Source organism: Leptospira bandrabouensis, from assembly GCF_004770905.1.
Classification (GTDB): domain Bacteria; phylum Spirochaetota; class Leptospiria; order Leptospirales; family Leptospiraceae; genus Leptospira_A; species Leptospira_A bandrabouensis.
Genome location: NZ_RQHT01000014.1, coordinates 339,140 through 355,278, shown reverse-complemented (window position 1 = coordinate 355,278; position 16,139 = coordinate 339,140). Strand labels below are relative to the sequence as shown.

Genomic DNA, 16,139 nt, shown 5'->3' with positions numbered 1-16,139 from the left:
AGTATTTATAAGGAAGGTGATTATGAAATTTAAACTTTTATTGAGTTTGTTAATATTTTTATCTGCACTCGGGTTTGTACTGAATGCAGAAAAGAAAACCAATGTATCTACAGAAATGAATCTTCATGATTTTATGGAAGAATATACAAAACCTGCAACGAAGTTATATGACAAAAAGGAAAATGCAGATTATCTCAATAAAATTTTGGAAAAAGTTCCTGACATGGCTCCAGAAGACCAAAAGGCAGAGTGGAAAGAAATTATCGATGCTAAGTTAGCAGTTGGTAAACCTGATGAAACTTGTAAGTCTTGCCATACAAAATTTAAAAAAGAATACAAAGCAAAATTTAGAAAAAAATTAATCCCCATCCCTGAAGAATTACTCGGATTCCCAAAAGAGATCAAAGAGTTATTAAAAAAGTAAACTGGATTTTCCGTTCCTACTTCTGTGGGAACGGATAGTATGGCAAAAATCAACTTTTTCAAAATTCCAATCCTGTTATGTGGATTGTTTTTTTATTTTTCTTTGGATGCCGAAGAAACAAAACCTCAGACAATAGAACCACAAACACATTTACAAAATCCACTTCCCGCTAGTTTGAAGTTAGGTGCATTTGTTGATACTTATTATTCTCATAATACAAATCATCCTATATCAAAAGAACGTCAATATGCAACACAAGCGGTTCGTAACGATGAATTTAATATTAACCTTGGATTTGTTGATGCTAAATGGCAAGAGGAGAAGGTAAGAGGACGAATTGCTTTGCAATTTGGTACATCCGTAAATACAAATTATGCCGCAGAAGCAAATCGAGATGTCAGTTCCAATCAAAATTCGGTAAAACATATCCAAGAAGCTTATGTTGGATTTAAATTAGCAAAAGACACTTGGGTGGATGGAGGAATTTATTTTGGGCATATTGGACATGAATCCTGGATTTCTTCGGATAATTGGAATTATACGAGAGCACTTGCTTTAGATTATGTACCTTATTATTCTTCAGGAGTCAGGCTTACTACAAAGTTTACTGATAAATTCCAATTTCAGTTCCATGTGATGAATGGTTGGCAAAATATCACAGATCGAAATAAAGATAAATCTCTCGGCTCCCAGTTTAAGTTTTTTTTAACTCCTAATTTTACGATTACAGCAAATCAATTTGTTGGAAATGAAGCTCCCGATCATGAACGGAAACAAACCAGATTCTATAACAATACCATTTTAGAATGGAAAGCATTGGATTGGTTGTCCTTTGCAATCTCTGGTGATATTGGGGCCCAAAAAGCAAAAGAATCTTTCCAATACGAACCGTGGTGGAAAGAAATCAATCCAACACTTGGAATTTATACCAATAGAGAATCGAATGTATACAATCAATGGTATCATGGAACCTTTTGGACGAGTTTTCGTTATGATGATTTATATCGTTTGAGTTTGCGAATCGAAAGGTATTATGATCCAAAACAAGTATTGGCAACCACTTATACTCGAAATGGATTTATGACAAACGGTTACACAGTCACCTTTGATTTGTTACAATGGCATCCGGGTTTGATCCGTTTCGAAGTCACTCAGAAAGAATCTATGGATGCTGTTTTTGAAACTGATAAAAATAAACATACTCGTGTTGAGCGATTGTTTATTGTCGCTGCTTCTGTTCGCTATTAGTGAAAAGAAAAAACTCCAAACCACTTATGTAGTTTGGAGTATAAATAGGAGAAATGGGATTATTTTCTTTTAGTTAAGAAAAGACTTTAGGTCCTTTTCTTTTTTTTAGCTGGCTTTTTCTTTTTCTTTGAGGTGTCGTCATCCTCTTCATCATCTTCCAAAGGTTCTTCACTAATTTCACTTACAAAGTCGAGAAAAGGGATATGTTTTTTGTGACTCATCTCTTCAAGTTCTTTTGCATTTGGTTTCCTTTCGCCCACAACCACTAAATATAAGGAAGGGAGGATGGTTAACACAAGGCACATTGCAGAGAATAATCCTCCCACAATCACGGTTGCCAGTGGTCTTTGTACGTCGGATCCAACACCTGTTCCTAACGTTGCAGGAATGAGTCCAAGTAATGCCAGTAACATGGTCATAAGCATTGGTCTAAGCTGGATCACCGCGGCTTTTTTTACGGCAGCTTTTGTTGTGATCTCTGGCTCTTCAATTAACAAGTGATTGGTTCTAGAAACAAACAATACTCCTGCCATCGTAGCAATTCCAAAGAGAGAAATAAAACCCACACCACCGGAAACGTTAAAGTAATATCCTCTCATTAATAAGGCATAAATTCCACCTAATAAGGAAAGCGGTATACATGCCAAGGCAACATAAACATATTTGAGGTTCCTATATAACATATAGAGAACACCAAAAATAATGAGGATAGTAATTGGTATAACAAGTGCTAACTTTTTACCAACACGTGATAAGTTTTCGTATTGTCCTCCAAACCTAATTTCATATCCATCAGGAAGTTTGATTTTTTTCTTTACTCGTTTTTGGAGTTCGGAGACAAAACCTCCTTGGTCACGGCCACGAATGTTAGTTCGAACCGTTACGACCCGACGTCCCTCTTGTCGGAAAATCATGGTAGGACCATCAACCACTTCTATATCTGCTAATTGCGAAAGTGGAATCCTTTCTCCTTTTGGCGAAATGATTGGCATATTTTCAATCGCTTGTTTAGAAGCACGATAATCTTTTGAAAATCGAACTACAATTCCAAATCGAGCCGGAGTTTTTGGTGGAATATCGGAAGGACCTTCGTATAAGGTACTCACTCGTTGCATTCCAATCGCAGCTTCAATCATCTGTTGGATATCTATAACATTAATTCCAAATCGTGCTGCCGCTTCACGATTGATATTAATCGTTAATTGAGGACTTTCCGCTTCTTGCTCAATCCCATATTCACTGGCTCCCTTCATTTCCTTAATCTCTTTAAGAACTTCGTTACCGATTCCGCGCATAATTTTTAGGTCATTTCCGGAAACAAATACGGCAAGGTCGGCAATGGTACCCATAATGGCTTCGGAAAGGTTATCCATAATTGGCTGGGAGAAACTGACTCGGGCACCAGGAAGTGTTGCTTCCAAATCATTTCTCATTCTTAGGAGTAACTCCTGTTTGGTGATTTTTTCCTTCCATTTATTATAATCTTTTAAACCAATTAGAACCTCTAATCGGTTTGGAGGAAGTGGGTCTGTTCCATCATCGTTTCTTCCTAACTGGGAAATGACCACACTCACTTGTTCATTTTTATAAATCGTTTGTCTGATTTTAGGCATGAACTTTCTTGCTTCCGGTAAGGAAATACCTACTGGGAAAAAGATACGAATGTTAAATCCACCTTCATCCATTTCGGGAAGGAATTCTGTTCCAAGAGAGAACATCCCAATGGCAAGGAATATTGTCACAACACTGAAAGTATACTTCACAGCTTTTTTGGATCTATTTACAATGAATTCGATGATTCGTTTGTAACGAACTTCTATCCAATCGTAAACCGGGTTATGCCATTCAATGGGACCTGGATTTTTCGATTCAAAATAAGTTTTGTAAATGATGGACATGAGTACAGGAATCACTGCCATCGCAAAAATTAACGCGCCTAAGATGGCAAAGGAAATTGTAAATGCCATAGGTTTAAACAAACGACCTTCAATTCTTTCAAAAGAAAAAATGGGAAGATAAGCTAAAATAATGATTAAAATTGAAAATAGGATTTCCGTTCCCACTTCTGATGCAGCATCTCGAGTAAATGCTAAAATTCCATGTGATTTTTCTTCTGGAGTTGCGTCCCTATACCGTCTCATGATGTTTTCCACCATGATCACAGCTCCATCTACAATGATACCAAAGTCAATTGCACCTAACGATAGTAAACTGGCCGGAATGCCTGTCATATTCATTAAGAGAAATGCAAATAACATTGCAAATGGAATGGTTGCGACTACTACAAGAGATGCTTTTACACTTCCAATAAAGAATATTAATACTAAACTAACAACGACTACACCTTCCACCAAAGTTTTGCCAATGGTTCGAAGAGTATAGTTTACTAGATCTGTTCTGTCATATGTATTTCGAAGTTGAACACCCTTTGGGAGATAGTTTTCGTTAATTTCTTTTACTTTTTCACGAATTCTTTCTCCCATTTCGTTAGGATCACCCCAACGACGCATGGCGACTAAACCTTGTACAGACGAATCGACATCAATAAGACCTTCCTCATCATTCTGTACGGTATAACCTAAAACACCACTCGGAATAGGATGTGAAATTTCAACGGAACCTAAATCGCGAATAAAAACAGGAACGCCATTGACAGTTTTGACAACAATGTTTTCAATGTGTTTCGGATCCCTAATTGCGCCGAGAGAACGAATGGGAAAACCTTGTTCCCCTTGAAGGAGTAAGTTACCACCTGTGTTTAAGTTGTTTTCCTGAATTGCTTTGATAACATCGCCAATGGTTAATTTATATCGAATTAACTTATCGGGAGAAGTGACCACATGGTATTGTTTTGGTAAACCACCAAATGTGACGACATCGGCAATCCCTGGAATTTGTAACATCTTCGGCATAACAATCCAATCTTGGATGGTTCGAAGTTCCATTGGTGTATGATTTTCTGATGATTCTACAACATACCGATAGATTTCGCCAACGGGTGAACTCATTGGTCCGAGCGCCGGGTGAACATCTTCTGGAATATCTGCATCGGCCACACGTTCCATAAGTCGCATACGAGCAAAGTAATCATCTGTCCCATCTTCAAAGACGAATTGAAATACAACTAATCCATTGATGGTTCTTGATCGCCTTACAGCGACTTTGGGAATTGCATTTAATACCCGTTCAATGGGAAGAGTGACACGTTCTTCTACTTCCACTGCGGCTTTTCCTGGAAATTTTGCAATGAGTCGAACTTGTGTATCAGCAATATCTGAATAAGCTTCTTTTCGTATATCAATCCAGGCCCAAAGTCCAAACAAAACAGCAATTGCTGCTGCAATGAGTGTCGTAATGCGATTTTTTAATGCTGTTTCTATAAAATCTTTAATCATGATATTCCCTCGTATTGAAGAGGTAACCCATTTGAAGTAATAACTGTGGGTTTTTGTAGTCGCCTTGTCCAACTCCACCACCTACTTGCAAAAAGAAGTTTCCAAGTAGGAAGTCGTAAGTCAGGCCTATGTATCTTTGTGAAAGGTGAACTCTTTGTCTTTCGCGGCTTTCATATTCTAAAAAAGTGCCAATATTACTATCAATGGAATTTACATAAGACCGGATGAGGAGGTCTTCTTGGGAAGGATCTCTTCTGTTATATCCGGGTACATTGACACCAGTTGGGTAAGAAGACTGACCTCCGCGACCAACTTCAGGTGCAAATGGGTTTACTTCAAAATATCCACCGACAATAGAAATACTATGAGCGATCACAGGTGTTTTCCAGAATGTATAACCTAAATCTACTTGGCCACCATACCAATGGGGCCCCCAGGCTCCACCTGATCCTCGTAATACGACATCTTTGAAATAGTATCCTAAGTTGAAGTTTAAACTTGCAGGTGATCCAATAGACGCGCCGTAAACCCAAAAATTGGTTGATTTTGGTAGTCTCTTCGCATCTAGACTATCAGGTTTTAGTTTTTCATCTTCGCCAAATGCTGACTGATCAGACTTTGTCGGTGTCCACTCTGGTTTGATTTCATTTCCTTCTTTGTCTTTAGGATATGGAGTCGTTTGCGAAAACAAAGAAGTGGCAAATAAAAAAATGGTAATGTATAGAAGGACAAGCTTTTTCATATTAAAATCCAAAACTTAATCCTTTCAAAAGAATGGATCCTTGTATGGCTACTTTTTCACCGGGTGAAAGACCTTCGATAATATTAACTCGTTCTTTTGTTGAAATTCCCAATACCACTTCTCGTCTTTTGAATGTTAGTGGTTGTTCCTCAACAAAAACATAGTTTTTTCCTTCTACCGTAACAATCGCTGTATAAGGTAATACTACACTATCCCCACCGGTTTGTTCTGGAAATTTTACAACTCCAAACATACCTGGTTTCAATCTGTATTTATCATTTACTACGATGATCCTCATTTTTGCAGTTCTTGTAAGAGGATCTACGTTATCACCAATGGCTTCAGCTGTTCCGATAAACTCTTCATCGGGAAAAGAAGCAAACACAACCTTTACTTTTTTTCCTTTGCGTAATGTGGAAATTTGAGATTCGGGAACATCGGTAATGATCCATGCTTTTAAACTTCCTGCGGTTCCTAACTCACTTGGGTTTAAACCTTGTGCACGCAGTTTTCCTTCAAATTCAGCAAGTTCTGCTGCATCGTTACCAGCATCGGTTTCAGATTCGACCAAATCTTTTTCTGTTGCAACACGATGCACAAACATATCTTTAATCCGGCTTAAGTTCTTGTTGGATCTATGTAGTTTGTTTTTTGCATGAACGTAACCTACATAAAGATCATTCAGTTCGGCTGATTCAAAAAGTATGATACGGGCTCCATTACTCACGGATGGAGAAGTGGATGCAATAAGCCTTGCGGGAGCTTCTAAACTAACAAATTCACCTCCACCACCTATGACAGTTGATTTTACAATATCGAGACCAGGGCTTCCTGGTTTAAAAACAATTCGACGGCCATCATCAAAAACTTCCGCTTTCTCTGGATGTTTATGAGCAGGTTTTGTTGGTTTGGAAAAAATCATAAAAAGGACAGCTATGACTACAAGAGCCACCCCTGAAATTAGGAGGATTTTAGCCTTTTGGTTCAAAGATTTTATAGTAATTAACATTTTATTCCTCAGATTTAGGATTGGTTTGGTTTTCAGTTTTAGGGATAAAGATTCCTTTACCCACAGCATAGTTTACATTTTCAATAGCTTCCATTCGATCAGTTTGGAGTTTTAACATCTCTACAATGCTAGAACGATAGGTTTCAAAGAAATCGGCGAATTCTAAAATGGTTATGTATTTCTTTTCATAACTCATAATCATATCTAAAGATAAACTTCCGTAATCTTTGATATATGCGTTACTAAAACGTTTATAAAGTGCATCTTTGATCCGCGCAGATTGGTAAGCCACAGCAACTTCGTTTTCAACTTCCAGGATGTTGTTCTTTAACTCTTGTTTGCGGACAAGAATTGCTTTTTCGGCTGCTTGGATATTTCCTTGGTTTCTGTCAAAGAGTGGAACACTAAGCTGTGCGGTGACTCCCCAATAGTTTTGGAAAGCAGTACCACCGCGGTTGTAAACAGGACCAAATGATAAATCTGGAATGGCATTGGCATATTGAAGTTCCAAATTGGCTTCTTCAAATCTTAATGTTTGTAATGCCTTTTTTAAATCGGGTCGGTTTTCGCGAGCGATTTCAACTAAATCTTCTAATCGTGCTTGGTTGGGAACAATAGCATCTAAATGTGATTCATTGACGTTCGGATTAAATTCTACTCTTACATCGCGATACAAATCATCATTCAAAAGAACTTTTAATTCCGCTTCCTTTTCATAAACTTTGATCGCCAGATCTTCTCTTTCTTTTTTTAAGAAAAACAAAAGTGCTTTCAAACGTAAATGTTCTGCTTGGAGGAGTGCTCTTCTTTTGTAAGCAAGCTCTGAAGAATCTACAGTTTTTTCTATGGAAGCAATACTTTGGTCGTAGAACACAACAGCCTTTTTGTAAAAGTATATTGTATAAAACGTTCTTCTTAGTTTCGTAATGACCGCACGTGCTAAATCATAAAAATCCTGTTCGGATATCTTTGCATTGAGTTCTGCTACCTTTACACGTTTGTCAATTTTACCACCAAGTAAAAACACTTGTTGGATTTGAACTACAGACTGTCCGGATCTTGTTGTATCAAAATACCTTTGCGTTGGTTCTGCAAAAATACTTTGGTCAATGGCAATGTTCGGATTCGCATAAAGTCCTGCTTGTAAAATCCCTGCTTTTTTTACATCAATTTGAAAGCGAGAAGCAATGAGCAAAAGATTGTTTTTCCAAAGCATTGATTCTGCAGACTCTAAATCAATATCCCGAATCGTTTTTTGGTCATCAGGATAGAGGCTAGATCCTAAGGAAGACCTTGGATTTTCATCCGAAAGTTGCCTTTTAAGCGCTTCACTTGCCTGTGCGACTCTAGCCTCCCCCCATAAGTAGGAGGTAGAAAACACAAGAAAGAGGTAGATACCGATTCTTTTAGAAAAACTCATAAATTACCAAACATTAAAAAATTAAGAAAATGAAAACATGGGTATGGCTCTATCCTTACGAACGAGGGACATACCTTTCCTCAGCAAAAGCTGAAGTGGATTAAACGAAAGAAGTAGGGGGAGGAATATTTAAGAGAAGTGAAGAAAGTAAACTGGGAACATAAGTTCCGTCTGAAATCAAATCAACAAAACTAACCAAAAGCGATTCAGAAAATAAATCGGATTTGCTTTCGTTAAAAAAATCTAAAAAGTCCGCTCTGGAACGACTAAGCGTGGCAGAATCATCAATAGAGGAAATCTTTTGATTATCAATTGCAGTATCTTCTGGTGTTTCAAGAGAAGCGGAGTAAGACTTCTTTATCTGATGGAGATTGGCTTCTAGATATTCGGAAACTGTGTCTGATGTACCGTCTAACGGGAAACCTACGGTCACCGTTAAAAGTAAAGCTATCAGTTTTGCCGACCAGTTTGCCGTCATATTATCCACAAATTCATTTTGCCTTTCGTACTCAATTCTAAAATATTTCTAAAGTTTCAGATAAATCCTAAACATTGAACAGATTGGTTAGAATATAGGAGATAGGACGTAGTAGTTTTCAAAAAAAAGACTGTCCAGAGTCAGGAATTCCCCGGAACAGTCGTAAGAATCTTTGGCAAATGAGAAACTAATCATCGGTAACTTTGAAAAAATAAAAACATCCTGTGTCCCTTACGGGACACAGGTTTAAGCGGTAGAGAGGAGTTAAACGGGTGGAGGCAGATTCAGGTAACGAGGGGCAAGTAACCCTGAAATAAAAGAAGAATGGAGGTTTTTGTTATGTGTTAGTAGAGAGACAGTCAATGAAGACTGTGCTTTCCCACTCCATGTGAGTACATCTTCTAAATCTTTTGTACCTGAAGTTTCTTCGGAAGAGGATTTTTGAACCGCAAGGGAAAGAGAGCCTGAAAGTTGGCATTTTCCACTGACTCGGCTGGATTTGGCTCCACGAGTGCGAACAAGAACATTTTCTTCCGAAAGAAAGGCGCTGCCCAGGGAGACGGTGAGTAGGGAAATCCCAAATATTTTAATCACGTTCCTGAACATAGTTACAGTATAGACCGAGTCTGATTAAAATCTAGCTTTTTTTTGGAGTCTGCCTACAAAATAAGCAGATCGACCAGATTTTTCTGGAAGATCTGCCTTTGTTCGCAATTACAGCACTTTTCCCGGGTTTAAGATTCCTTTGGGGTCAAATGCCAATTTGATGGCCCTCATGGTCTCAATTTCCGACTCAGACCTGGAAAAATTCAAATAATCCCTTTTTAGTAACCCAATTCCGTGTTCGGCAGAAATGGAACCTTTGAATTTTTGGATGAGAGTGAACATTTCTGGATCTACTTGTTTGCATTGGGCAAAAAATTCAGCATCAGAAAGATCTTTCGGTTTAACAATATTTAGGTGGAGATTCCCATCGCCAATATGTCCAAATAAAGCAATATGAAATCCCTGGTATTTTTTTGAAAGGAGTGCGGACATCTCGTCTAGGAAGGCTTCCATATTACGAAGCGGTAGAGAGATATCATTTTTATGAACCGTATAAGCTAGGGACAAAGATTCCGAAATCCCTTCCCTATATTTCCAAAATGTTTCGTTTTGGCGTGAGTTCTGCGCAATCGAACCATCGGTGATAAATTCTTTTTCAGTGATGGACTCTAAGATGGAATAAAGTTTTTCTTCGTCCGTTTCTCCATCCACTTCGAATTCCATAAGTACATAATACTTGCTAGGTGTTTGGAATGGATCGGGAACTCCTAAATGTTCTTTTACTTTGTCCAAACAATAATCAGTTAAAAACTCAAAAGCAAGAAGTGGTAAATCGAAGTTATGTGTTTCCCGAAAGATTTCTAAAATGTTTTTGTATTCTGGAACTGCAAGAAAAATCACTCGAATGTCTTTAGGTGGTTTGGTGAGTTTGACTACCGCCTCAGTGATGATTCCAAGTGTCCCTTCCGAACCAATAAACAAGTGTTTGAGGTCATATCCTGTATTGTTTTTTAAAATCTCTCCATTGAATCTGTAGATTTCGCCTTTTCCATTGACAACTGTTAGTCCAAGAATCCAATCTCGAATCAAACCGTAGTGTACGACACGCACTCCTCCGGCATTGGTAGCAATGTTTCCTCCAATATGACTGGATCCAGTGGCTGCAAAATCGACAGGAAAATAAAATCCACGTTCTTCCGCTTCTTTGTGTAGATTTTTTGTGATCATACCAGCTTGTACGTGTAAGGTGCCAAGGAAAGGATCAAAATCAACCATTTGGTTCATTTTGGATAAAGAGATGACAATTTCTCCATTTTTGGCAACAGCACCACCAGCATAACCGGTTCGTCCTCCAGAAGGAACGACGGCAATTGCGTTTTTGTATGCATAAGTTACTATGGCTGCGACATCTTCAGTAGTTTCAGGAAAAACGAGAACTTGGTAGTTTGGTGGATAAACTTTGGTTCTATCGGTTCCATAGGAATTGAATAAAGCTTCGTCCATTGTTCCGTCATTTTTTTGAATCACTTTTTTATCGCCAATCAGTTGGCTCAAATCAGTTTTTGTTTTCGTAAAATCCATTTTTTATCCTTTAGATATCAACCATATCAATTTGAGAGTTAACCGCTGGATCATCATCGCCAGGTGCCAAACGTGTGTATGTACCGTCGGATTCTAAAACTCTAGCTTGTGTATTATCTCGAAGTAGAAGTTCTAGAATTTTTGCGATTCGTTTTTTATGTTTATCCTGTAAAATAGGAAACATAACTTCGATTCGGCGAAGGAAGTTTCTTGGCATACAATCGGCAGATGCCAAATAAACATCCGGTTTCCCACCGTTTTCGAAACTATAAATCCTCGAATGTTCAAGATATCTTCCTACAATCGAACGAACGTTAATGCGGTCGGAAACACCAGGTATTCCGGGCCTTAAACAGCAGATCCCGCGAATGATTAAATCAATTTTAACTCCAGCTTGAGAGGCTTCATAGAGTTTTAAAATTACATCGGGATCCACAAGAGAGTTCATTTTGAAAATCACACGAGCTTGTTTCCCGTTTTTTGCATTGTCCGTTTCTCTTTGGATGAGGTGAAGGAATTCCTCTTTGAGAAAGGTGGGAGCTGCATAGATTTTAGAAAGTCTAGGCATTTTGCCTGAACTTGTGATGGTATTAAAAAGAATGGCTACATCTTCTGTGATTTCAGGATTTGCTGTGAATAAACTTAAGTCTGTATAAAATCTCGCAGTGGTAGAGTTATAGTTTCCTGTACCTAAATGCACATATCGATTGAGTTTGTCCTCTTCTCTGCGTACAATCAGTAACATCTTACAGTGGATTTTAAGTCCAACCACACCATAAACAACATGAACACCACTATCTTCTAATTTTTTGGCCCAACGAATGTTTCTTTCTTCATCAAACCTAGCTTTGAGTTCCACAAGAACGGTTACCTGTTTCCCGTTTTCAGCAGCCTCTCCCAAATACTGGATGATGGGAGAATCTCCGGAAGTTCTGTATAAAGTCATCTTGATGGCAAGGACCTTCGGGTCTTGGCTTGCAATTTTTAACATGTCTTCGATCGATTTAAAACTCTCGTAAGGGTGATGTAGCAGGTGATCGTTTTTACGAATTTCAGAAAAGATGGATTCACTTTTTTTTGCTGCAAATCCAGATTTGGGAACGGGATACGAATATTTTAAGTGACTAGTTTTTTCTAAACTTTGAAAAAACATCATGTCATTTAAGCTAAGTAAGGTGGGGATTTCCATCACTTGGTATTCTTCCAATTCCAAAAGCCCACGTAACAATTCTTTGATATGGCCTGCTCCTGAATGAACATCTAAACGAACGGCATCTCCCCACATCCGGTTTTTTAATTCGTTTTTCATTGTTGTCAGAAGATCACCAATGTTTTGTTCTTCGTTAATGGAGATATCAGCATCACGAACAATTTTAAAGGTATGAATTTGTTTTACATTCATTCCGTAGAAAAGGTCACCTAAGTGAAGTTTTATGATCTCTTCTAGAGGAAAATATCTTCTTACGTCAGTTTCTTTATTCGGAGGTAATTGTAAAAATCGTGGAAGTACGCTTGGTACTTGAACAATGGCAAAAAGTTCTTTGGCTTTGTTTTTATCATCATCTGAATACAAAGTGATTCCTAAATTCAATGTCCTGTTGAGGATATGAGGGAAAGGATGCGAAGGATCGATGGCAAGTGGAGTGAGGATGGAGGACACTTCTCGTTTGTAATAGTTTTTTACAAATTGAATGTCATCCCCAGCAAGCTCACTTGGGTCCTGCACAACTACGATTTTGTTTGTTTTTAGTTCAATCAGGATTTCATCTAAGGACTCGTATTGTTTTTTTACAAATTGTCCTACTTTGGAATAAAGTTCAGCGACGGTTTCAGAAGTTCTTTTACCGTTGAGGCTTCGTTCTTCGATTCCTGCATTTTTTAAGTTGAGAAGACCCGCAACACGAACCATAAAAAACTCATCCAAATTGGATTCTGTGATACATAGAAATTTAAGGCGTTCGAGAAGAGGGTTTTCTTTGTCAAAGGACTCTTCCAATACACGGTGGTTGAAGTCGACCCAAGAAAGTTCGCGGTCGAAGAAGATATTTGGGTTCCCCAGTTCTATTTTTTCTGTAGGGCTAGCGGTCATAATTCTAGGATTTGGGAAGGAAAAAATTCTGTAAATTCCTAATCCTTTTGTAGAATTCGACGACATTAGATTCAGAGGAATTGGGGACGATATGCCAGCATACACCATGCCGGGTCTGATGACTGGGCAAAATACAAACGATATCGTTAAAAAACTGGTCGAACTCGAACGCCGGCCCATCAAACGATGGGAAACTGAGAACGAATACGCCAAAGCACAGATGCAAATCTGGGGGGAAGTGAAAAATCTTTCCACAAACCTGCAAACCAAAACCCGAGCCCTTGTCTCTTTTACGGCTCCTTTTGCTACTAAATCGGTTTCTTCATCGGAAGAAGGTGTGATCACTGGTGAGGCATCTCGTGCCGCAAAATCTGGCGATAGAGCCTTAGAAATTATCGAAATGGCAAGCAAACATCAGTTATCTGGTGTTGCCATTGATACCGACATTCGTTTGCCAGAAGGTAGTTTTACAATCTACTCTGGAAAATCCAAAGAAACTGTTACTTTTCCTGGTGGGTCACTGAGTGAACTCACAAGCGCAATTAAGAATATGGCCGGAGGACTTGCAGAAACTTCCATTATCAAAATTGATAAGGATTCCTCCATCCTCACTGTCACCTCTGTGAAAACCGGAAAAAAAAATGAACTCCAATTTTCCGATCCCAATGGAATTTTAAAACTAGCGGGGCTTGTTGGTGAAAACAAAGCGAGTTTAGAAAACACAAATCAATTATTGTCTTTAGATGTAATCAATTCCAAAGCCTGGGACCAAACCAAATTTAAAAAATCGGAAGTAGAAACAGAGAAACTGATTCAGACCGAAGAAGGAATCAGTATCAAACCTGATACTGCCTTTTCGATTCCTCTGGCTGTGACAGAAATCAAAGAAAGAGCTTTTGTCGAAGTAGAGGTTGTTGGTGAAGCTCCTGCTGTCATGGAGATGGGAATTGGATTTGAAAAGGAGGGAAGTGTTCGTAATAAATTCCTTCCCATCACCAAAACCGAATCCAAATATATTTTTCCTGCCGGAGATTATGCTTCGGATAAAAATCTAACCGCTATCATTCTTTCCAATGCGGCAACCACTCCGGTTCTGATTAAATCAGTAACTCTTGTCACTCCTCCGGCACCGGGTACGGCTGAACCATTAAAAGTATTACAAGAAGGGAAAGATCTTAAAATCAAAATTGATGGTGTGGAAATCACTCGTGAAACCAACGATTCCATCGCAGATGTTTTGGAAGGGATTTCTTTTAATGTTCACAAGGTAACAGAGAAACCGGTAACTCTAAAAATCCATGTGGATCATGCCAAAGGTTCTGCCCTCATCAAAGAATGGGTGGATGCTTACAATGAACTCATGAAGTTTTCCAAGGAAGTCACTTCTGTTGAAAAAAATGGAAAGATCTCTGATAAAAAAGAAAGTGATGATTCAAAATCGGCAGATATCTCTCGTGACTTTTGGGACAACAAGTCCAAATCAGGAATCCTTGCCGGTGAAAACGCCATCTTAAGACTCATTGCCTCTTTAAAAACAACAGCTAACTCCTATTACCCGGCAACCAAAGAGAATGGATTTAGAGTTCTAACTGACATTGGAATATCCACAGGTGCCGTTGGATCTAACTGGGAAAAAATCCAAGACGGACTTTTGCAAATTGATCAGGAAAAACTCATTGCTGTTCTTTCTGAAAATCCAGATGGGGTGCGGGACTTATTTGCCTCCGATCCAAATAACGATGCAAAGATGGAAGAAGGAGTGGGAATTCGACTGCTCGAAATTCTCAAACCCTATAACCAATATGCTTCTGGAATTGTCACAAGCAAAGTGAAACTTTTAGAAGAAAGTGTAGCAGGGAATAATAAAAAAATCAAAGAACATGAGTCTCATCTCATTAGTTTTGAAGCCAAACTGAAACAACGATTTCTCTACATGGAACAAGGTGTGGGGAAAAACAAATCGGTTGGGAATTATTTACAGAATAATATGTTTAGAGGGAACGGTGGGGAATGATGAATATTTATATCAACGAACAACAATTAGATACTAAATTAGATGGCGAAACAAACCTCGGCCAAGTGTTGGATGAAATTCAAAAATGGATTGAATCCAATGGTAAGTATCTTCGCCATTTCACAGTGAATGGGAAAGAATTAAATCGTTCCGATCTAAATGCCGTGGGTGTGGATGAAACAGAACGTCTGGATTTATTTGTAGGTGAAGAACTGGATGTGATTGAAGACAGCCTTTGGGAAGTCGATAACTACGTTGATAAAGTAGGATCAACTCTTGTGGGTCGTGATTCTCTGACGGAAAAAGAAACAGAGGATTTAAAAGAAGGAATTCCTTGGATCATTTCCATGATTCGCACCACTACGAAACTTTTGAACTTAAACTTAAACCTCATCCAACCAATGGGGAAAGGCAAAAACGTAGAAGAGATTTTGGAATCTTTGCAAAACGGATCTGAAGTATTAGATTCTACAAAAGCCATTGAAACTTTTTTAGAAGACCTTCGGGATGTAAAACTTTTCCTTATGGATCTTAGCACTCGTCTTGCAGTGATGCGTATGGATGAAAGTGAACTCATTGAAATTATTTCCCGTTTTGTCGAAGACAAAGATAAAGTCATCAAAGACTTTATGTTGGTAAATGAAAACTTCCAATCAGGGAAAGATCATTTGGCTTCTGAGATTTTGAATGACGCTGTGGGTCGTTTAACGGGTCTTATGTCGGCACTTGTGTCAATCCAAACTCGTCATGCGGAACTTGATTGGCAATCCCTTGCCATTGAAGATAAAAAACTTTCGGAAGTGATCACAAATTTGAATGAAACTCTTTCGAACATTGCTTCCGCTATGGAAAAAAATGATATCGTTTATGCTGGAGATATTTTGGAATACGAACTTCCTGAATTACTCAGTGACTTCATTCCTTTCCTTTCTCTTGTTTTAGAAAGAGTCGCAGCTTAAGGATTTGGTTCTTTGGGGAATCGGGCAAAAATCCGGTTCCCAATTCCAAACAAAACTCCCACAGAAAACACAACCCCTCCCCAAATCAAATTTAGATTCCAACCCAGAGATTTTTCATATATTGGATCGGACCAAGTCCAAACTCCATAAAGAGATAAAATAAGTCCGAGGATCAGAAATAGAACCGCCAGAATGGAAGATAAAGAAATCATGGCGAAATTCTAGCGGAAGTTC

13 protein-coding genes are annotated in these 16,139 nt (G+C 38.5%); 4 read left to right on the top strand and 9 right to left on the bottom strand.

The window, feature by feature from the left end:
- The first annotated feature begins 22 nt into the window (after positions 1 to 22).
- Both EHR07_RS08805 and EHR07_RS08800 read left to right on the top strand, forming a co-directional pair.
- On the top strand, positions 23 to 424 hold the full coding sequence (locus EHR07_RS08805; RefSeq protein ID WP_135744750.1) for a hypothetical protein: 402 nt from the start codon (positions 23 to 25) through the stop codon (positions 422 to 424).
- 39 nt (positions 425 to 463) lie between these two features.
- Complete coding sequence (locus tag EHR07_RS08800) at positions 464 to 1,672, top strand: porin (RefSeq protein ID WP_135744749.1); 1,209 nt, start codon at positions 464 to 466, stop codon at positions 1,670 to 1,672.
- An 86-nt stretch (positions 1,673 to 1,758) separates the two neighbouring features.
- On the opposite strand, the gene EHR07_RS08795 is transcribed toward EHR07_RS08800, so the two are convergent.
- The 8 genes from EHR07_RS08795 to ppk1 form a co-directional block, all read right to left on the bottom strand.
- A complete protein-coding gene (locus EHR07_RS08795; protein WP_135744748.1) occupies positions 1,759 to 5,067 on the bottom strand; it encodes an efflux RND transporter permease subunit in 3,309 nt (1,102 codons plus the stop codon).
- Complete coding sequence (locus tag EHR07_RS08790) at positions 5,060 to 5,809, bottom strand: hypothetical protein (protein ID WP_135744747.1); 750 nt, start codon at positions 5,807 to 5,809, stop codon at positions 5,060 to 5,062. Before EHR07_RS08790 ends, EHR07_RS08795 begins: the two co-directional genes overlap by 8 nt.
- Position 5,810: 1 nt before the next feature.
- Positions 5,811 to 6,818 carry an efflux RND transporter periplasmic adaptor subunit gene (locus EHR07_RS08785; RefSeq protein WP_135744746.1) on the bottom strand — a complete coding sequence of 336 codons (1,008 nt, stop codon included), beginning with the start codon at positions 6,816 to 6,818 and terminating at the stop codon, positions 5,811 to 5,813.
- A gap of 1 nt (position 6,819) precedes the next feature.
- The gene (locus EHR07_RS08780; RefSeq protein ID WP_135744745.1) at positions 6,820 to 8,238 is read right to left on the bottom strand and encodes a TolC family protein; all 1,419 of its coding nucleotides are present in this window, start codon (positions 8,236 to 8,238) and stop codon (positions 6,820 to 6,822) included.
- Positions 8,239 to 8,338: 100 nt separating this feature from the next.
- Positions 8,339 to 8,716, bottom strand: coding sequence for a hypothetical protein (locus EHR07_RS08775; protein WP_135744744.1), 378 nt, complete (start codon positions 8,714 to 8,716; stop codon positions 8,339 to 8,341).
- 264 nt (positions 8,717 to 8,980) lie between these two features.
- Positions 8,981 to 9,310 carry a hypothetical protein gene (locus EHR07_RS08770; protein WP_135744743.1) on the bottom strand — a complete coding sequence of 110 codons (330 nt, stop codon included), beginning with the start codon at positions 9,308 to 9,310 and terminating at the stop codon, positions 8,981 to 8,983.
- Positions 9,311 to 9,430: 120 nt separating this feature from the next.
- Positions 9,431 to 10,843 (bottom strand): FAD-binding oxidoreductase, encoded by a 1,413-nt coding sequence (locus tag EHR07_RS08765; RefSeq protein WP_135744742.1) that lies wholly within the window; start codon positions 10,841 to 10,843, stop codon positions 9,431 to 9,433.
- A gap of 10 nt (positions 10,844 to 10,853) precedes the next feature.
- Complete coding sequence (ppk1, locus tag EHR07_RS08760; RefSeq protein ID WP_135744741.1) at positions 10,854 to 12,998, bottom strand: polyphosphate kinase 1; 2,145 nt, start codon at positions 12,996 to 12,998, stop codon at positions 10,854 to 10,856.
- 25 nt (positions 12,999 to 13,023) lie between these two features.
- On the opposite strand from ppk1, the gene fliD reads away from it, so the two are divergent.
- Together fliD and EHR07_RS08750 are read left to right on the top strand one after the other, a co-directional pair.
- A complete protein-coding gene (fliD, locus tag EHR07_RS08755; protein WP_135744740.1) occupies positions 13,024 to 14,946 on the top strand; it encodes a flagellar filament capping protein FliD in 1,923 nt (640 codons plus the stop codon).
- Entirely contained in the window at positions 14,943 to 15,905 is a 963-nt protein-coding gene (locus EHR07_RS08750; protein WP_135744739.1) for a hypothetical protein, read from the top strand. The genes fliD and EHR07_RS08750 overlap by 4 nt, the downstream gene beginning before the upstream one ends.
- Here the strand turns inward: EHR07_RS08750 and EHR07_RS08745 are convergent.
- A complete protein-coding gene (locus tag EHR07_RS08745) occupies positions 15,902 to 16,117 on the bottom strand; it encodes a hypothetical protein (RefSeq protein WP_135744738.1) in 216 nt (71 codons plus the stop codon). The genes EHR07_RS08750 and EHR07_RS08745 overlap by 4 nt on opposite strands.
- Positions 16,118 to 16,139: the final 22 nt, after the last annotated feature.

Bases quoted from the DNA above. Each gene is read 5' to 3' on its own strand.
- EHR07_RS08775 (WP_135744744.1), bottom strand. From the start codon at position 8,716: ATGACGGCAAACTGGTCGGCAAAACTGATAGCTTTACTTTTAACGGTG.
- EHR07_RS08780 (WP_135744745.1), bottom strand. From the start codon at position 8,238: ATGAGTTTTTCTAAAAGAATCGGTATCTACCTCTTTCTTGTGTTTTCT.
- EHR07_RS08800 (WP_135744749.1), top strand. From the start codon at position 464: ATGGCAAAAATCAACTTTTTCAAAATTCCAATCCTGTTATGTGGATTG.
- EHR07_RS08785 (WP_135744746.1), bottom strand. From the start codon at position 6,818: ATGTTAATTACTATAAAATCTTTGAACCAAAAGGCTAAAATCCTCCTA.
- EHR07_RS08805 (WP_135744750.1), top strand. From the start codon at position 23: ATGAAATTTAAACTTTTATTGAGTTTGTTAATATTTTTATCTGCACTC.
- EHR07_RS08795 (WP_135744748.1), bottom strand. From the start codon at position 5,067: ATGATTAAAGATTTTATAGAAACAGCATTAAAAAATCGCATTACGACA.
- EHR07_RS08765 (WP_135744742.1), bottom strand. From the start codon at position 10,843: ATGGATTTTACGAAAACAAAAACTGATTTGAGCCAACTGATTGGCGAT.
- fliD (WP_135744740.1), top strand. From the start codon at position 13,024: ATGCCAGCATACACCATGCCGGGTCTGATGACTGGGCAAAATACAAAC.
- EHR07_RS08745 (WP_135744738.1), bottom strand. From the start codon at position 16,117: ATGATTTCTTTATCTTCCATTCTGGCGGTTCTATTTCTGATCCTCGGA.
- EHR07_RS08750 (WP_135744739.1), top strand. From the start codon at position 14,943: ATGATGAATATTTATATCAACGAACAACAATTAGATACTAAATTAGAT.
- EHR07_RS08790 (WP_135744747.1), bottom strand. From the start codon at position 5,809: ATGAAAAAGCTTGTCCTTCTATACATTACCATTTTTTTATTTGCCACT.
- ppk1 (WP_135744741.1), bottom strand. From the start codon at position 12,998: ATGTCGTCGAATTCTACAAAAGGATTAGGAATTTACAGAATTTTTTCC.